We start from the raw sequence: 15,251 nt of genomic DNA on the forward strand, positions 1-15,251 counted from the left end.
ATTCAAGTTTTCCCCTTCTTGTTCACAAAAAATTTACCTTCTGCTTACTTTTTCTTTCGGAATCCTCATAAAATCACCTGGATTGACCTGCTGCGGCGAATCCGGGTCCTGTAAAATTATGGTAAACTTGTCAGGTTGCACAAAAAACATGTTCGATTCACAACTTATCCACTTTATCCACAATATCCACGAAAAATGCATCCACATCTCATTTCCTTGATTTTCAGCCAAAAATGAGTTATGCACCAAGTTATCCACATTATCCACAAAGTTTTCCCACATTTTTCTGTTCTTTTCTGACGGAAAAAAATAGGTTTTTCTTTGTTCATATCTCATAAATCCACTGTTTAAGCCAAAAAATAAAGGAAAACCTCTTGACTTTTCTACATTTCCAAAGGTAGGAATGCAATTTATATTTTGTGGATAAAGTATTCGTTTTTATATTTCATTCGCAATAATTGTCTCAACAATTTCCCGTTTTTAGTTGAATTTTTCGGTTTTATATGTTATACTTAGGACATCTCAAAAGAAGGAGCTGATGACTTATGCGTTATACCATTACAGGCAGAAATATTGATGTGACTCCGGGGCTTCGCGCCGCCATTGAGGAAAAGATTGGAAAACTGGAACGTTACTTCCTTCCGGATACCGAAATCATCGTAACGCTCAGTGTACAGAAAGACAAACAGAAAATCGAAGTTACCATCCCGGTGAAGGGAAATATCATCCGTGCGGAAGAATCCAGCAACGATATGTACGTGTCCATTGATTTGGTAGAGGAAATCATTGAACGCCAGCTTCGCAAATACAAAAACAAACTGATCGACAAAAAACAGTCCGCACAGGCATTCTCAGATCTGTTCATCAGCGAAGAGAGCGAGCCGGATGACGAGATCCAGATCGTGAAAACCAAACGTTTCGCCATGAAACCGATGGATCCGGAAGAGGCTTGTGTCCAGATGGAACTGTTAGGCCATAACTTCTATGTATTCTTAAACGCAGAGACCGAGGAAGTCAATGTTGTTTACAAGAGAAAAGGTCAGACCTACGGACTGATCGAGCCGGAATTCTAAAAGCCAGCAATCATCCTTTCATACAAGGCAGCAAAAAAGGAAACGCACCCAAAACTGAGTGCGTTTCCTTTTTTATTGCCTGTAATGTAATTTTTCATAAAGCCAGACGGCGGATGCAGGCTGCAGTTCTGCTGCCAATCGTCAACGATTGTTTTTGCAATGTATAAACAAGACTGTCAGATCAATTTTCCAAGCCAGGAAAACCGCTCCCGTCCGGAAAGCACCGAAACGATCCAGGCGAACAGGATCATCGGTACCAAGACACATAGTGCAATATTTTTCTCAGTGAGCGGAAGCGGATTCCACTTCACGGTCCAGGAGAAAAAGTAAAAGAAATAGAAATGGGAAAAATAGACCCATTCGCTCATTTTTCGCAGAGTCACAAAGAACCTGGAATATCCACCCTCTGCTCTCATAAAAAGCTCCGTCAAAAAGAAAGCGGCCGGGGCTGCACTAAATACCATGTTCGTATTAAAGCAGGTGGAAACCTCTTTGTACATCAGTGCCAGAGACACCAGGCTTCCGGCAAGCGCCAGAAGAAGCGGCATCCGCCATGTTTTCCGGGAAAACCAGAGTCCCAGAGCCAGATAAAAGCTTCCGTAAAACAGACCATTTCGCATGGTCACAAACTTCGGCGCATACCACCAGACAAACTCCTGGATCTTCATGGGTGCCTGCTGGGTAAAATACCAGTTGTCACAGATGCAGCCGAACACAAACAGCGATCCGGTCAGAATCAGAAGCATCCAGATCTTTAAGCCCACACGGTAACCGGTCCACACGATCAGGCAGGCCAGCGCAAGCGCCGGCAGATACCAGAGCTGGGCAATGGTGCTGGAGACAAAAAAGGAATGGATGTAGGCTTTCACTGTCTCTGCGATCGTTGCCGTGCCATGGTACCAGTTATAAATATCGATGGGCCAGTAGATGGCACACCAGATCAGATACAGCTTTACAATGCGCCAGACGTAACGCCAGACAACCGACCATCCACCCGTTTTATTTCCACCACCGTATGAATATCCGGCATCCGCATCTTTGCATCTTCTGGGATCCGGAATTTTCCGGAATAGCAGAAAGCCTGCAATGATAAAAAAGATGGGCACTGCCAGGTTCGAAAGCCAGCTGCCGATCACCAGACGCCAGCGGCTTTCTGCAGGATAAAAGACCTGGATCATATGACGCGCCGCCACCAGGAGTGCCATAACAAATTTCAGCAGATCCAGGCCACAGTATTGTTTTTTTTCTTTCATACATGCACCTTTTAATCCAGGAAGGTAACAGCCTTACATGGAGTTCGGTAATTGTACTTCGTAATGGTGATACCCGTTGTCGGATTGCTGGAATGGATGATCTGTCCATTGCCTATGTAGATTGCCACATGGTTGATGTAACTTCCGCTGGCGTAGAATAAAAGGTCACCCGGCTGGATCGCAGACAGGGAAATTTCTTTTCCTTTTGCTGCCTGGTCTCTGGAACTTCGTCCTGTTGTAATGCCAAAGTGCGCAAATACCTCCTGGGTAAATCCGGAACAGTCTGCACCATTGGTCAGGCTGGTTCCACCATATACATACGGGTTTCCTAAGAACTGCTTCGCATATGCCACGATTGCGGTTCTGGTCGCGGATACTACGGCTGCCGAGCTGCCCGGTCCTGCCACCGGAGAGGACTGGGTCGTCGTGGACGGTCCGGAGGAACTGGTCTGGCTGGAACCATTCGGGGCAGAACTGTTCTGCGCAGAGCCAGTCTGGGACGGACTCTTCTGAGATGGAGCTGAAGTTACCGTCTGATTGCCTGCACTGCTCTGGGAAGAACCGCTCTGCCCTGCAGACGGACTCTGTGTCTGACTCTGATCTTTCGATGTGTTTGCAGTCGGCGCGTTGGTCATGGCTGAATCATCGCTCTGTTCCGGATTTGCAGAAATGATCACATCTTTATTTTCTTCGACTTTGATCACCTGCTCCAGATTTGCAAGTGCCGTTTGGGCATCGCGCTTTCTCTGCGCTTCCTCTTCCAGCTTCGCCCGCTCCTCTTCCAGGGACACCGCCTGGTCAAACTCGACCTCAACCTTGCAGTATGACTTTGCGATATAACCAATCAGGTCTGCATCGACCTCAACCTTATAAAAATCACCTTCATCGCCCTGGACAACATAACGGGAACCGCTGGAGATCATGGTCAGGACATTACTCGTCAGATTTGGCTCCTCGCGCAAACGCAGGTTATCTACGCTGACGGTCACAAACTCCCGGCCGATTGACTGAGCCAGTGTCTCTGCCTCCTGACCGGTAATAAAATACTCCGATTTGATGAAGCCATTTACCGTTCCGGACTGGATCCGGTACCAGCTTCCGCCCTCTCCTTCTACTGTTTCCAGAATGGTTGCGGCACAGTTATTATAGATCTTGCCGACGATCTTGCTGTTCGTCGTAGCCTGTTCCCGGATATTCACATAATCGGTAACCTGGGATACCGCAATATTTTCATAGTCTGCCGGTGCAGCCACTAACATTGCCTCATGAGGAGACTTTGCCGCATCTGCATAAGCAGAAAACGGACATGCTGCCGCTGCGCAAAGGCAGGATACTGCCAGTACTTTCTTCCATTTTTTCATGCGTCTTCGCCTTTCTTATTTCTGTTTCTATTCACATGCACTTGCCCGGCAATGGGATTTTGCCGATGCTTCGCACTCCAAATCGGCAAAATCTGCTGTCAGAACTGTATCACACGGGATTTTTAGTTGCACGCAACACGTTTCCGTAATCTGCCATTCAGTATAACATATCCCTTCTGAAAGTTACAGAGTGTTCGCAAAATTGTAATTTATTTGTAAAATGTAGCTTGCTGTTCGCGCAAAGCGTAAATAGCAACAAATGTAAGGAGTTTTATGATAGAATATGTTTAGAAAACAAGAAACCATGATATGACAAAAGGAGTGATCGTATGGCAAAGAAAGTTGTTCTCGTAACCGGCGCTTCCCGCGGAATCGGAAAAGCCATTGCCGTAAAATTTGCAAAAAAAGGCTATAACGTGATCATCAACTGCGCCCACCGGGAGCAGGAATTGATGCAGACCAAAAAAGAAATTGAGCGTTATCAGGTAACCTGCGCTGCATTTTTAGGGGATATGGGCGATATGGCGGTCTGTGAGCAGCTGTTTTCCATGATCCGCAAACAGTTTGGCAGTCTGGATGTCTTAGTCAACAATGCCGGTATCGATTATATTGGTCTTTTGCAGGATATGACTTCTGAGGAGTGGGACCGCATCCTGCGTACCAACCTGACCTCCGTATTTAACTGCAGCAAGCTGGCCATTCCGCTGATGCTTGCCGCCGGTCACGGAAAGATCATCAACATTTCCTCCGTATGGGGCTGCGTAGGCGCTTCCTGTGAAGTCGCATACTCTGCCACAAAGGGCGGCATCAATGCCTTCACCCAGGCACTGGCCAAAGAACTTGCTCCAAGCAATATCCAGGTCAACGCCGTTGCCTGCGGTGCCATTGACACGGAAATGAATCAGTGGATGGAGGAAGATGAGCTGATCGGGCTGGTTGAGGAAATCCCATCCGGTCGTCTCGGACGTGCGGAGGAAGTCGCTGATTTCGTTTATCATCTCGGCTACAAAGGCTCTTACTTAACCGGTCAGATCATAAAACTGGATGGAGGCTGGATCTGATCTTCCTGTTTTGCCATGCCCGCTGTCCTTTTCCGGCCGCGGGCAGACAGATTCCCATTCGATAAAGGAGAACACCATGGAGTTCAAACAACTGCAATCCTTCGTGGCTGTTGTCGATTACGGCAGCTTCACGAAAGCTTCGGAAAAGCTCTTTATCTCCCAGCCTACCATCAGTACCCATATCCGTATGCTGGAAGAAGAGTTTCAATCCTGTCTTCTGGTGCGCACAACCAAAAGCATCGAATTGACACCGCGCGGGCAGGAATTTTATGAATGTGCCATCAGCATTCTGAGTCTCAAAAACAATCTGCTGGAAAGTTGGAACAATGAGACCAAAAATACGATCCATCTCGGCGCTTCCACCATTCCATCCACCTATCTGCTGCCAGAGCTTTTGCCCGCCTACAAAAAACTGCATCCGGAGACATATTTTAACATTTATCAGAGTGACAGCCAGGGGATCCTGGAAAAGATTCTGGAAGGTCGTTTTAATCTGGGGCTGGTCGGCATGACCTGCGAAGATGAACGATTTTGTTTTAAACCATTTTACCACGATCAGATGGTGCTGATTACTCCAAAAACATCTTATTTTGCGCAATTTCAGACGAAACCGATTCCGCTCGATATCATTTTGAAATCAGAACCGGTCATTTTGCGTGAAGAAGGAAGCGGCCGCCTGCAGCCCCGGTTCTGATCAAAAGCTTTTCGTTTTTGATCTTCCCGTGGTCACAGACAGCCGCAGCCTGTATCTGGTCTATCACAAAAGTTTTGTCTTAAAACCTTATATCCATGCGTTTATGGAATTTGTGCTGCAGTTTTACCAGAAGCAGGAACCCTCAAACCGATAAGGAAGCTCCATCAGAACTTCCGGATCGTATCCTCTTCGTCGCCCAGATCTTCAATCTTACGGATCACTGCAAAATAGCTGAAACCATTGTCCGTTGTGATCTCTACCCGGTCGCCTACTTTATGACGCAGGATTGCCTTTCCGAGCGGAGACTCAATGCTGACCATGTTGTGCATGGAATTTCCACGAATGCTGGTCACCAGCTTATAGGTCTCCTCCTCGTCATCGTCTTCCATATAAAGCGTGACGGCCTTGTTCAGTCCGACTTCATCGGCCTTGGAAGCATCCGAGATCACAATGGCATTCTTCAGCATATTCTCCAGATAACGGATCCGGCTCTCGTTCTGATTTTTGTCTTTTTTGGCTGCATGATACTCAAAGTTTTCACTTAGATCCCCATGCGCCCTGGCTTCTTTTACTGCCTCCAGGCATTTCGGACGGATGACAAGCTTCCGTTCTTCAATCTCTGCCTGAATCTTTTCCACATCGGATTTCGTCAGTTTTTCTCTCATACTCACTCTCTCTTTTCGCGTTTTATGCAGTCATCAGCTTTACAAGCAATTCTACCATTTTCTCCATAGCCTGAATGGAAATAAACTCATATTTTCCATGATAATTTGCTCCGCCTGTGCACAGATTCGGACATGGGAGTCCCTTGTAAGAAAGACGCGCGCCATCGGTACCTCCGCGGATTGGAAGGGTCACCGGCTCTACATCCAGTTCTTTCATCAGCTGGCGCACCCGGTCGATCAGATGCATATGTGGCTTAATCTTTTCTTTCATATTGAAATAGGAATCCTTAATTTCAATGTCCACGGTACCGGCTCCATATTTCTGGTTCAGGAACACTGCGATCTGACGCATCTGCTCTTTTTTCTTTTCAAATTTTTCCATATCATGGTCGCGGATCAGGTACTTCATCACAGAAGTCTCCACATCACCCTGGAAATGATCCAGATGGAAAAATCCCTCATAGCCTTCGGTATACATCGGATTTTCGAAAGTCGGCAGCATCTGCTGGTATTCCATTCCAATCAGCATGGAATTCACCATACCCTTTTTGGCATCTCCGGTATGCATGCTGCATCCATGAATCGTCACTACCGCAGAAGCCGCATTGAAGTTTTCATATTCCACCTCACCGAGCTCACCGCCGTCTACTGTATAGGCAAACTGCGCTCCAAAGCCGGAAACATCAAATTTGTCTGCGCCGCAGCCAATCTCCTCGTCCGGGGTAAATGCAATGCAGATCTTTCCATGTGGAATTTCCTTATGAGAAAGCAGGTAATCTGCTGCCGTCATGATCTCTGCCACACCCGCCTTATCGTCTGCTCCCAGAAGTGTCGTTCCATCGGTCGTGATCAGATCCTGTCCCTGATAACGTGCCAAAAATGGAAATTCCGAAAGGCGCATAAAAATCTGTTTTTCCTGGTTCAGGCAGATGTCTTTTCCATCGTAATTTTTTACGAACTGTGGTTTTACATTGGCTCCGGTCAGAGCCGGTGCGGTATCCATATGGGCAATAAAACCGAGGGACGGAATCTTTTCAGCCTGTCCGGCAGGAACATTTGCCGGAATTTCCGCGTAAATATAACCATACTCACTGAGACGCACACGCTCGGCACCCATTTCTTCCAGTTCCTGTTTGAGACATTTGGCTAGCTCCCACTGTTTCTCTGTACTTGGCATCTTGCCAGTGTCCTCTTTTGACTGGGTATCGAAGGATACATAATTCAAAAAACGTTCGGTTACCTGTGACATAATGAATACTCCTTTTTCTGATAAATCCTTTATTTTTTAATCCCGCTGAATCTGATTATAGCACAAAAAGACTGCCCCTGCAAAAGAATCACAAGGACAGCCTTTTTCATAATCTTCCACTGAGAAAGTTCCTGTTCGCCGGTATCTCAGCCAATTCCCCCGAGCAGCGCACCGGCAACCAGAGCCACAAAAGCCGCCGGAACCAGCACATACTTGCCGAGCAGGACAAATGTTTTGCCAATTTCCTTTTTGGCACCGCGGTTTACAGCCTCCAGGGCAAAGTCCGTTCCGGCAACCCAGAAGAACATAATTCCGGCAAGCATCGCCCCAAGCGGGCAGATGTAGATCGACACCACATCCATCCACCCGGAGACAATTCCCTGAATAAACAGTGCAACACTGCAGCCTGCTGCCGCGATCACGGCTACTGCAGCCGGTCGTTTGAGCCCGCAGCGCTCCTGCAGGGTCTCCACCGGTGCCTCATAGAGGTTTACCAGAGAACTCATTCCGGCAAACAGCACGCAGACATAAAAGATCATTCCGCAGATTTTTCCACCCGGCATTCCATTGAACACGTTCAGCAGATAAATAAACATCAGTCCCGGACCTCCGGAAGAAAGTTCTGCGCCGCCTGCTGCCATGCCCGGAATAATCACAAAAGCAGCCAAAAGTGCAGCAAGTGTATCAAAAAATGCTACATTTTTTGCAGATGCAGCAATATCCTCAGAATCGCTTAAGTAAGAACCATAGATCACGGTTCCGTTTCCTGCAATGGACAGTGAGAAAAATGCCTGTCCAAATGCATAGATCCAGAGGCGTATATCCTTCAGTCCCTCCGGATTGATGGTAAAAATATAATGATAGCCTTTTTCTGAGCCTGGAAGTGTAAAGATATAAACACCAAGTCCCAGAAATAGAATAAATAACAGCGGCATCATGATCTTGTTTGCCTTCTCAATTCCGCCCGCAATTCCAAATGCCATGATCACTGCAGTGACAATCACTGTGATGACCAGCCAGTTATTATTGCCAAATCCCGTCGCCGTACCGTCAAACAATCCACCGATCGCTCCCATATCCTGTCCCAGGGCATAAAGGTTTCCCGTCAATGCAAGGAACGCGTACTTAAAGATCCATCCCACTACTACCGTATAGCCGATAGCAAGCGCCATGGACCCCAGTACCGGGATCACACCGATCAGCTCTCCGATCCGTTTCTTTCCGGTCCGTAATTCCGTACACATGCCAAACGCCTTGATCGGTCCGCTCTTTGCGGCACGTCCCAGTGCCATCTCCTCGATCACGCCTGTGGAGGCGATCAGCACAACAAACAACAGATACGGAAGCAGAAATGTCATTCCACCCCAATCAGAAACAATATATGGGAAACGCCAGATATTCCCCATACCAACTGCCGAACCGATGCAAGCAAGCACAAAACCGGTGCGGCTTTTAAAGCCATCCCTTTCTTTTGCCATGAAATAAATTCCTTTCCAACACATTACTTTTATTTTGATTGCTTCCCACGCCTTCAATCTGTATGAAAACCCCAAGAAGAAAATACAACAATAAAAAAGTCCGGAAAACCAAAGTTTCTCGAACTTTTCTACATCGTTTCTTTTATTATACTTAACTTTTTCGCAAATATCTATAGAATTTTTCATTCTCTGGGAATTCTTTATCTAATTGCTTGGTTTTTGCAAGTGTAAATTACTCTTTAGGTATTTTTATTATGCAAGAAACAAATTACTGCATAAACTGTATGAAAACTAACACAACTGGTATTGTTAGTGCAGATAACACCGTGGAAGTAAAAATAGCTTTTGCGGCAAGACGAATATTTCTCGAAAAGATATATCAGCCAACGTTGAACCTGTAACCATCATTGCGAGCGGTGTTGTAATCTTTCCGACGTTTGCTACAATCTTACTTAGCGTGCTATTTACCGAAATATGGAATACTACAGCCAATGATAAATCCTATGACGCAACCCATGATAACTTAGAGGGTGACACTCACCAAGTTAGCCACCAAGATTCTACGCCGTCAGCAGTTATATTGCGCCTAATGCTTTTTAGATTTTCTTCGCAATCGTAGACAGCTCCGAAATAATACTAAGAAGATCATTTTTGGCAAGCTCCGTGCGGCAGAATTGGAGCGTGAAAATACGTAGCTACGTCGGAAAGTCCACAGCTATGAGGATGTAATTCAGCGTAATAAAAGGAATTTGAGATTGAAAAGGGACGCTTCTCTTTCCGACTGACCGCCCCATACAGAGAGGAACGCCGCAGGGCGGCAAGCGAAGCGGCAAAAAACGAATAAAAGGGTTTTAGGGCTTCGTTGATTGTTGCGTTGGCAACCCCACCACAATGGTAGTGCCCTTCTCCGAACTTTTCTCCACCCAAACGGAGCCGCCGTGGAGATCGGCGATCTCCCATACCAGTGAGAGCCCCAGTCCTGCGCCACCGTATTCCCGGCTGCGAGACTTGTCCACCCGGAAGAAGGGCTGGAAGATGCTGCGCTGATACACCTCCGGAATGCCGCAGCCGGTGTCGGAGACGCGGAGCAAGAGCTTTTCCAACTCCTGAGTGACAGAAACCCGTACCGAGCCGCCCGGCCGGTTGTACTTGACAGCATTCTCCGTCAGGTTGAAGATCAGCCGGTAGATCAGTGCATCGCTGCCGGTCATAATGCCGTCGCCCTCCGCCGTCAGCGTGACGCCGCGCTTATCTGAGAGCGGCGCAAGATCTGTGAAGATCTCCTCGATCATGGGAGCGAGCTGGATCCGCTCGTTCCGCGCCACCTGCCGCAGATTGCTCATCTCCAGCAGTGTCCTGGTCATCTGTATCAGCCGTTCCGTCTGCTCACGCAAAAGCGTAAGGAACTCCGCCGTCTCCGGTCGCACGTCAGGATGCTCCGCGGAAAACAGCTCCAACTGCGCCTGCATTAGTGCCAGTGGCGTGCGCAGCTCGTGGGCGGCGTTGCCGGTGAACTGCCGCTGGGCGGAAAAGGCGTTGTTCAGCCGCTCCAGCATCTGGTTGAACGAGCGGCTCAGCTGCCGGAACTCCGAAATAGCGTCTTCATCGATCCTCATATCGGCAAGATTGTTCAGCTGCACCTGCTCCACCTGCGAGGTAAAGCTGCGCAGGGGCTTGAGAGCGCGTCCGCTGACGAAATAGGCGAGGATGCCGCTGAGCAGCGTTACCGCCGCCGTGATGTACCAGTTGGTGGTGCGGAAGCGCCCCTGCACCCCATCGACGACGATGATCAACTCCTCGTTGGGCGCTATGAGCTGCGGGTCAAAGCTCGCCGCTCCGCCATCATTCAGGATCACCGTGCCGCCGCCTTGTAAACTGTCCGCAATGGTGTCCATATAGTACACACCGGAGGAGCACAGCAGCAAATTCATGGCCACGCAGGTGATACCGATGAGCAGAACGGACATCAGCGTGATGCGCCACTGCAGGGAAAACCGCTTCATTCCTCCTCGCCTCCCATCAGATAGCCCTCGCCGATGCGGTTGCGGATGGGGTCATAGCCCAGCACGGCGCGGAGCTTTTTGCGCAGGGCGGAGATGTGGACGCGAATGGAATTGCTGAAGCTGTCCACGCTATTGTCCCAAACGTGATCCATCAGCTCCTCCTGACTTACTGGCCTTCCTTGATGCACCATCAGGTATTCCAGGATTCCCGTTTCCTTCCGGGTGAGCGTCAGCGTCTGCCCGTTGACGGTGGCGGTACGGGAGCGGGTGTCAAAGGTCAGGTCTCCGCAGCTTAGCAGCACATCCTGCTGGGTGAACTGCCGCAATGTCAGGCTGCGGATGCGGGCCTCCAGCTCCGCCAAGTGGAAGGGCTTCGCCAGATAGTCGTTCGCCCCGGCATCCAGCCCCTGCACCTTGTCCTCCACTTCGCTGCGGGCGGAGAGGATCAGCACCCGCGTCTCCCGGTCGGTCTGCCGCAGGGTGCGCAGCACCGTCATGCCGTCCTTTTTCGGCAGATTCAGATCAAGAAGCACCAGATCGTATCGTTCCACGCCCAGAAGCGCCAGCGCCTTTTCGCCGTCATAGCAGTAGTCCACGCTGTAGGCCAGCCGCCGCAGGCTGCGAACGATAGTCTCGCACAGGGCGCGTTCATCTTCAATTACTAAAAGGTGCATGAGAGTCCTCCTTTTTATTTCTTCATTTTTGTGTTGCTTTCATTATAGCAAAAACAGATAAGGTTTGCGTTAAGTTTTCGTTCTTAACAGAGACTTTAACTCTCCCGCGCTATGATGGGGGCAGAAAATCGGAAAGGGTGATGAAAAATGAGCTGCAAGAAAAAGGCCGCAGCGCAGGTCGTGCTGCTGATGGCCGGAGCCGCCATGCTGTGCTTCGGTGTCTGGCGGGGCGAGGCGGCGACAGTGCTGAGCAAAGCAATCAAATTATGTCTGGAGTGTGTGGGCATTGGGTAAAAAGTTTTCAGGCGTTTCACAGACCATGTCCCGCTTCCGGGGCTGGATTCAGGCGGGGGCGACGCTGCTGACCAACCTGCATCTGCCGAACTTTCTCAAGGGCGGACTGTATCAGGGGGCGGGGAAGACCGTCTGCGTGCCGGGACTGAACTGCTACTCCTGTCCGGCGGCGTCCGGGGCCTGCCCCATTGGGGCGTTTCAGGCAGTGGTGGGGTCTTCCAAGTTCAGCTTCTCCTACTATATCACAGGCTTTCTCATTTTGCTGGGAGTCCTGCTGGGACGCTTTATCTGCGGCTTTCTATGCCCCTTCGGCTGGTTTCAGGAGCTGCTGCACAAAATCCCCACGAAGAAGCTTTCCACAAAAAGGCTGAAGCCGCTGACATACCTGAAATACGCTGTCCTGCTGGTGATGGTTTTCCTGCTACCAGTGTTCCTTGTGAACGATGTTGGCATGGGAGACCCGTTCTTCTGCAAATACCTCTGCCCCCAAGGCGTACTGGAGGGAGCCATCCCGCTGTCCCTTGCCAATTCCGGCATCCGGGCGGCGCTGGGCAAGCTGTTTACATGGAAATTCAGCATCCTGCTGTCGGTGATCGCGCTGAGCGTGCTGTTCTACCGACCGTTCTGCAAGTGGCTTTGCCCGCTTGGCGCGTTCTATGCGCTGTTCAACCGGGTGTCCCTCTTCCAGATGAAGGTGGACAAGAGTAAGTGCGTCTCCTGTGGGAAATGTGCCAGAGCCTGCAAGATGGATGTGGATGTGACGAAAACGCCCAACCATACCGAGTGCATCCGCTGCGGAATGTGCATCCGCGCCTGTCCAACGAACGCCGTGTGCTTCCGCTACGGCTTCGGCAACGGGAAAGAAACAACAAAGAAAACAACGATGGAGGAATCAAAATGAACAGGAAGAGAATTTTTGCACTGGCTTTTGCCGTGCTGATGGTGCTGGCCTTGGCGGCCTGCGGTACGAAGAACAATGACAAGATGGGCGACATGAGCGGCAACGGCTCCGCCATGACTGGCGAGCCGAAAAACGCCGAGGAGGCGCTCGCCCTGCACAAGGAGCTGCTAGAGCAGGAGAACGCGATCCTGTCGGAAAATACCGAGCTGTGGGAAAATGTCTTTATGGAGGCTGAGAAGGGCATGGCCATGATCGAGGACGGGAAAAACTACGGCGACTTCCTGCTGGATACCGTCGAGGCCGCTAAAGAGCAGTTCACCAACAAGGAGTATGAGTGGCTGAAGGAGTCAGCCACGGAGATCAGCAATATTGAAAACAGGCTGACCGAGTTGGAAGAGAAGTATCCCGAGATCATGCAGAAATCCATGGACGGCGATATGAACATGCCCGCAGGCAGCGACACGAGCAACTCTCCCGACGACGGCAGTATGCAGAAGTTCCCCGCCTTTGAAGGGAAAGATCTGGACGGCAACACGGTGAAGAGCGACGAGCTGTTCTCCGCCAACGCCGTCACCGTAGTGAATTTCTGGTTCACCACCTGCAATCCCTGCGTGGGTGAGCTTGGCGAGCTGGACGCGCTGAACAAGGAACTGGCGAACAAGGGCGGCGCGCTCATCGGCATCAACTCCTTTACGCTCGACGGCGACGAGAAGGCCATCGCCGAGGCGAAGGAGGTGCTTGCCAAGAAGGGCGCGACCTATCAAAACATCTATTTCGGCTCCGGCGGCGATGCCGGTAAGTTTGTGGAGAATGTCTTCGCCTATCCCACCACCTATGTGGTCGACCGCAGCGGCAATATCGTGGGTGAGCCCATCGTAGGCGCTGTTACCGGCAAGACGCAGGCTGAGGCGCTGCAAGCCCAGATCGACAAGGCGCTCGCCGCCGATATGGGCTGACCTGAGATTTAAAAAGTGCCTGCTGCGCGCCATTGCATTGCCCTCGGCGGGCAAGGGGCGGAGTGAGCTCTGATTCCCCTGAAAGGAGGAAACGCGATGTATCGAAGTGTATTGGCCCTGCTTTTCGCCGCAGTGCTGCTGGGCGGCTGCGCCGCCGGGAAGCAGACTGTGCCGAAGGAAAAGAGCGGACAGGAAACAAACATGGACGGAGCGGCTTTTGACCGGTCCGACGAGGAGGTCACCTATATGGATACCACAGACAATGTCATCTATCTGGCGGGCGGCTGCTTCTGGGGCATGGAACAGCTGATGCAGTCCATCCCCGGCGTCATCGATGCCGAGAGCGGCTATGCCAACGGCACCTGCGAGGCGGACGCCGATTACAAGACCGTCTGCCAAGGGAACACCGGCTTCCGGGAGGCCGTGCGGGTGGAGTATGACCCCGGGCAGGTGAGTCTCGACGCCCTGCTGCTGGCCTACTTCTATGTGATCGATCCCACGGTGGAGAACCGACAGGGCAACGACCGGGGCAGCCAGTATCAGACCGGTGTCTATTACACCAACGAAAGCGCGAAGGAAACGGTGGAGCGCATCGCGGAGATCGAGCGGGGACGCAGTGAAAAGTTCTTCGTGGAGATAGGTCCACTCAAGAACTATTATCCTGCCGAGGAGTACCACCAGAACTACCTCGAAAAGAACCCGAACGGCTACTGCCACATCCCGCGCGCGGAGATGGAGCTGTTTTCCCGGCTGCGCATCGATCCGGGCGACTATCAGAAGCCCGCGGCGGAATCCATCCGGGACAAGCTGACGGCGGAGCAGTACCGTGTTACGCAGGAGAGCGGCACGGAGCGCGCTTTCACAGGCGAGTTCTGGGATAAGTTTGAAAAGGGCATCTATGTGGATGTCGTCACCGGCGAGCCGCTCTTTTCCTCCACGGATAAGTACGAGAGCGGCTGCGGCTGGCCGGCTTTCACAAAGCCCATTGAAGAGCCTGCCGTGGTGGAACTGGAGGACCTGAGCCACGGCATGCGCCGTACAGAGGTCAGAAGCCGTGCCGGAGATTCTCACCTTGGTCATGTGTTCACCGGCGATCCGGAGTCCCCCAATGGCGTGCGCTACTGCATCAACAGTGCGGCCCTGCGCTTTGTGCCTTACGCAAAGATGAAAGCAGAGGGTTACGGATATCTTCTGTATCTGTTCGAGGAATGAGTTCGCATAATACAATGATATAATAAGCAGCGGTCCAATCATTATGAACCGGGCCGCTGTCGTTTATGCTCATGTCGGTTTATTCAAACAGGACGTTCAGCTTGCTGTTCAGAATCAGATCGGCATAAGCAAGCGGGTCGTTGTAGATCAGATAATCCAGCTCTGACCACTGGAAGCGGTTATCGGCAACTTCGTTTTCAACGGCGGTGAAGTCAATGGAAATCCGGCTTCCATCGTCAAAAACCAGTTCTACGCTGGCTGTGTCGATGTTGAATTGACAGAAAATAAGTTTACTCATAGTCATATCTCCACGATGTTTTTTAGGATAACAAGCGGGAATCCTCGGTTATTCAATTGCCGAGATGAAAGCGTCTGAA

Annotated in this window: 16 protein-coding genes; 7 read left to right on the top strand and 9 right to left on the bottom strand. The window is 50.5% G+C overall.

Going from position 1 to position 15,251, the window contains the following annotated elements; genetic code table 11:
* Positions 1-33: 33 nt before the first annotated feature.
* Complete coding sequence (locus DXB18_RS16385; RefSeq protein ID WP_118708757.1) at positions 34-336, bottom strand: hypothetical protein; 303 nt, start codon at positions 334-336, stop codon at positions 34-36.
* A 209-nt stretch (positions 337-545) separates the two neighbouring features.
* Between DXB18_RS16385 and raiA the strand changes: the two genes are divergently transcribed.
* Positions 546-1,073, top strand: coding sequence for a ribosome-associated translation inhibitor RaiA (gene raiA / locus DXB18_RS15310; RefSeq protein ID WP_118544174.1), 528 nt, complete (start codon positions 546-548; stop codon positions 1,071-1,073).
* A gap of 176 nt (positions 1,074-1,249) precedes the next feature.
* On the opposite strand, the gene DXB18_RS15315 is transcribed toward raiA, so the two are convergent.
* Together DXB18_RS15315 and DXB18_RS15320 are read right to left on the bottom strand one after the other, a co-directional pair.
* Entirely contained in the window at positions 1,250-2,326 is a 1,077-nt protein-coding gene (locus DXB18_RS15315) for an acyltransferase family protein (RefSeq protein WP_118708759.1), read from the bottom strand.
* Positions 2,327-2,337: 11 nt separating this feature from the next.
* Positions 2,338-3,687, bottom strand: a complete 1,350-nt coding sequence (locus DXB18_RS15320) for an NlpC/P60 family protein (protein ID WP_118708761.1) — start codon at positions 3,685-3,687, stop codon at positions 2,338-2,340.
* Positions 3,688-4,016: 329 nt separating this feature from the next.
* Here DXB18_RS15320 and fabG point away from each other — a divergent pair, with 329 nt between their 5' ends.
* Both fabG and DXB18_RS15330 read left to right on the top strand, forming a co-directional pair.
* Positions 4,017-4,748, top strand: a complete 732-nt coding sequence (fabG, locus tag DXB18_RS15325; RefSeq protein WP_118708763.1) for a 3-oxoacyl-ACP reductase FabG — start codon at positions 4,017-4,019, stop codon at positions 4,746-4,748.
* Positions 4,749-4,824: 76 nt separating this feature from the next.
* Positions 4,825-5,442, top strand: a complete 618-nt coding sequence (locus DXB18_RS15330) for a LysR family transcriptional regulator (protein WP_207665800.1) — start codon at positions 4,825-4,827, stop codon at positions 5,440-5,442.
* A gap of 164 nt (positions 5,443-5,606) precedes the next feature.
* Here the strand turns inward: DXB18_RS15330 and greA are convergent, their stop codons facing one another.
* The 5 genes from greA to DXB18_RS15355 all read right to left on the bottom strand — a co-directional run bounded on the left by greA (position 5,607) and on the right by DXB18_RS15355 (position 11,511).
* Positions 5,607-6,107, bottom strand: coding sequence for a transcription elongation factor GreA (greA, locus tag DXB18_RS15335; protein ID WP_118544178.1), 501 nt, complete (start codon positions 6,105-6,107; stop codon positions 5,607-5,609).
* A 22-nt stretch (positions 6,108-6,129) separates the two neighbouring features.
* Positions 6,130-7,356: a peptidase T gene (pepT, locus tag DXB18_RS15340; protein ID WP_118708765.1), complete on the bottom strand. Its 1,227-nt coding sequence runs from the start codon at positions 7,354-7,356 to the stop codon at positions 6,130-6,132.
* A gap of 146 nt (positions 7,357-7,502) precedes the next feature.
* Positions 7,503-8,834, bottom strand: a complete 1,332-nt coding sequence (locus DXB18_RS15345; protein ID WP_118708767.1) for a sodium-dependent transporter — start codon at positions 8,832-8,834, stop codon at positions 7,503-7,505.
* 851 nt (positions 8,835-9,685) lie between these two features.
* On the bottom strand, positions 9,686-10,837 hold the full coding sequence (locus DXB18_RS15350; protein WP_118708769.1) for a HAMP domain-containing sensor histidine kinase: 1,152 nt from the start codon (positions 10,835-10,837) through the stop codon (positions 9,686-9,688).
* Complete coding sequence (locus DXB18_RS15355) at positions 10,834-11,511, bottom strand: response regulator transcription factor (protein WP_118544182.1); 678 nt, start codon at positions 11,509-11,511, stop codon at positions 10,834-10,836. Before DXB18_RS15355 ends, DXB18_RS15350 begins: the two co-directional genes overlap by 4 nt.
* Before the next feature lie 147 nt (positions 11,512-11,658).
* Here DXB18_RS15355 and DXB18_RS16265 point away from each other — a divergent pair, with 147 nt between their 5' ends.
* The 4 genes from DXB18_RS16265 (at position 11,659) to msrB (ending at position 14,874) form a co-directional block, all read left to right on the top strand.
* Complete coding sequence (locus tag DXB18_RS16265; RefSeq protein WP_182430605.1) at positions 11,659-11,805, top strand: CD1871A family CXXC motif-containing protein; 147 nt, start codon at positions 11,659-11,661, stop codon at positions 11,803-11,805.
* A 25-nt stretch (positions 11,806-11,830) separates the two neighbouring features.
* The gene (locus DXB18_RS15360; RefSeq protein WP_182430606.1) at positions 11,831-12,706 is read left to right on the top strand and encodes a 4Fe-4S binding protein; all 876 of its coding nucleotides are present in this window, start codon (positions 11,831-11,833) and stop codon (positions 12,704-12,706) included.
* Complete coding sequence (locus DXB18_RS15365; protein ID WP_118708771.1) at positions 12,703-13,662, top strand: TlpA disulfide reductase family protein; 960 nt, start codon at positions 12,703-12,705, stop codon at positions 13,660-13,662. The genes DXB18_RS15360 and DXB18_RS15365 overlap by 4 nt, the downstream gene beginning before the upstream one ends.
* Before the next feature lie 96 nt (positions 13,663-13,758).
* Positions 13,759-14,874, top strand: coding sequence for a peptide-methionine (R)-S-oxide reductase MsrB (gene msrB, locus DXB18_RS15370; protein ID WP_118544185.1), 1,116 nt, complete (start codon positions 13,759-13,761; stop codon positions 14,872-14,874).
* Positions 14,875-14,953: 79 nt separating this feature from the next.
* Here the strand turns inward: msrB and DXB18_RS15375 are convergent, their stop codons facing one another.
* On the bottom strand, positions 14,954-15,172 hold the full coding sequence (locus tag DXB18_RS15375) for a DUF6061 family protein (protein WP_118544186.1): 219 nt from the start codon (positions 15,170-15,172) through the stop codon (positions 14,954-14,956).
* Positions 15,173-15,251: the final 79 nt, after the last annotated feature.

The organism is Clostridium sp. OM02-18AC, from assembly GCF_003481825.1.
Taxonomy (GTDB): Bacteria; Bacillota; Clostridia; order Lachnospirales; family Lachnospiraceae; genus Brotaphodocola.

What these genes read in the sequence shown, in the direction of transcription:
- DXB18_RS15355 (WP_118544182.1), bottom strand. Translation starts at nt 11,511, where the DNA reads ATGCACCTTTTAGTAATTGAAGATGAACGCGCCCTGTGCGAGACTATC.
- DXB18_RS16265 (WP_182430605.1), top strand. Translation starts at nt 11,659, where the DNA reads ATGAGCTGCAAGAAAAAGGCCGCAGCGCAGGTCGTGCTGCTGATGGCC.
- DXB18_RS15315 (WP_118708759.1), bottom strand. Translation starts at nt 2,326, where the DNA reads ATGAAAGAAAAAAAACAATACTGTGGCCTGGATCTGCTGAAATTTGTT.
- DXB18_RS15365 (WP_118708771.1), top strand. Translation starts at nt 12,703, where the DNA reads ATGAACAGGAAGAGAATTTTTGCACTGGCTTTTGCCGTGCTGATGGTG.
- DXB18_RS15375 (WP_118544186.1), bottom strand. Translation starts at nt 15,172, where the DNA reads ATGAGTAAACTTATTTTCTGTCAATTCAACATCGACACAGCCAGCGTA.
- DXB18_RS15345 (WP_118708767.1), bottom strand. Translation starts at nt 8,834, where the DNA reads ATGGCAAAAGAAAGGGATGGCTTTAAAAGCCGCACCGGTTTTGTGCTT.
- pepT (WP_118708765.1), bottom strand. Translation starts at nt 7,356, where the DNA reads ATGTCACAGGTAACCGAACGTTTTTTGAATTATGTATCCTTCGATACC.
- greA (WP_118544178.1), bottom strand. Translation starts at nt 6,107, where the DNA reads ATGAGAGAAAAACTGACGAAATCCGATGTGGAAAAGATTCAGGCAGAG.
- DXB18_RS15360 (WP_182430606.1), top strand. Translation starts at nt 11,831, where the DNA reads ATGTCCCGCTTCCGGGGCTGGATTCAGGCGGGGGCGACGCTGCTGACC.
- raiA (WP_118544174.1), top strand. Translation starts at nt 546, where the DNA reads ATGCGTTATACCATTACAGGCAGAAATATTGATGTGACTCCGGGGCTT.
- fabG (WP_118708763.1), top strand. Translation starts at nt 4,017, where the DNA reads ATGGCAAAGAAAGTTGTTCTCGTAACCGGCGCTTCCCGCGGAATCGGA.
- msrB (WP_118544185.1), top strand. Translation starts at nt 13,759, where the DNA reads ATGTATCGAAGTGTATTGGCCCTGCTTTTCGCCGCAGTGCTGCTGGGC.
- DXB18_RS15330 (WP_207665800.1), top strand. Translation starts at nt 4,825, where the DNA reads ATGGAGTTCAAACAACTGCAATCCTTCGTGGCTGTTGTCGATTACGGC.
- DXB18_RS16385 (WP_118708757.1), bottom strand. Translation starts at nt 336, where the DNA reads ATGAGATATGAACAAAGAAAAACCTATTTTTTTCCGTCAGAAAAGAAC.
- DXB18_RS15320 (WP_118708761.1), bottom strand. Translation starts at nt 3,687, where the DNA reads ATGAAAAAATGGAAGAAAGTACTGGCAGTATCCTGCCTTTGCGCAGCG.
- DXB18_RS15350 (WP_118708769.1), bottom strand. Translation starts at nt 10,837, where the DNA reads ATGAAGCGGTTTTCCCTGCAGTGGCGCATCACGCTGATGTCCGTTCTG.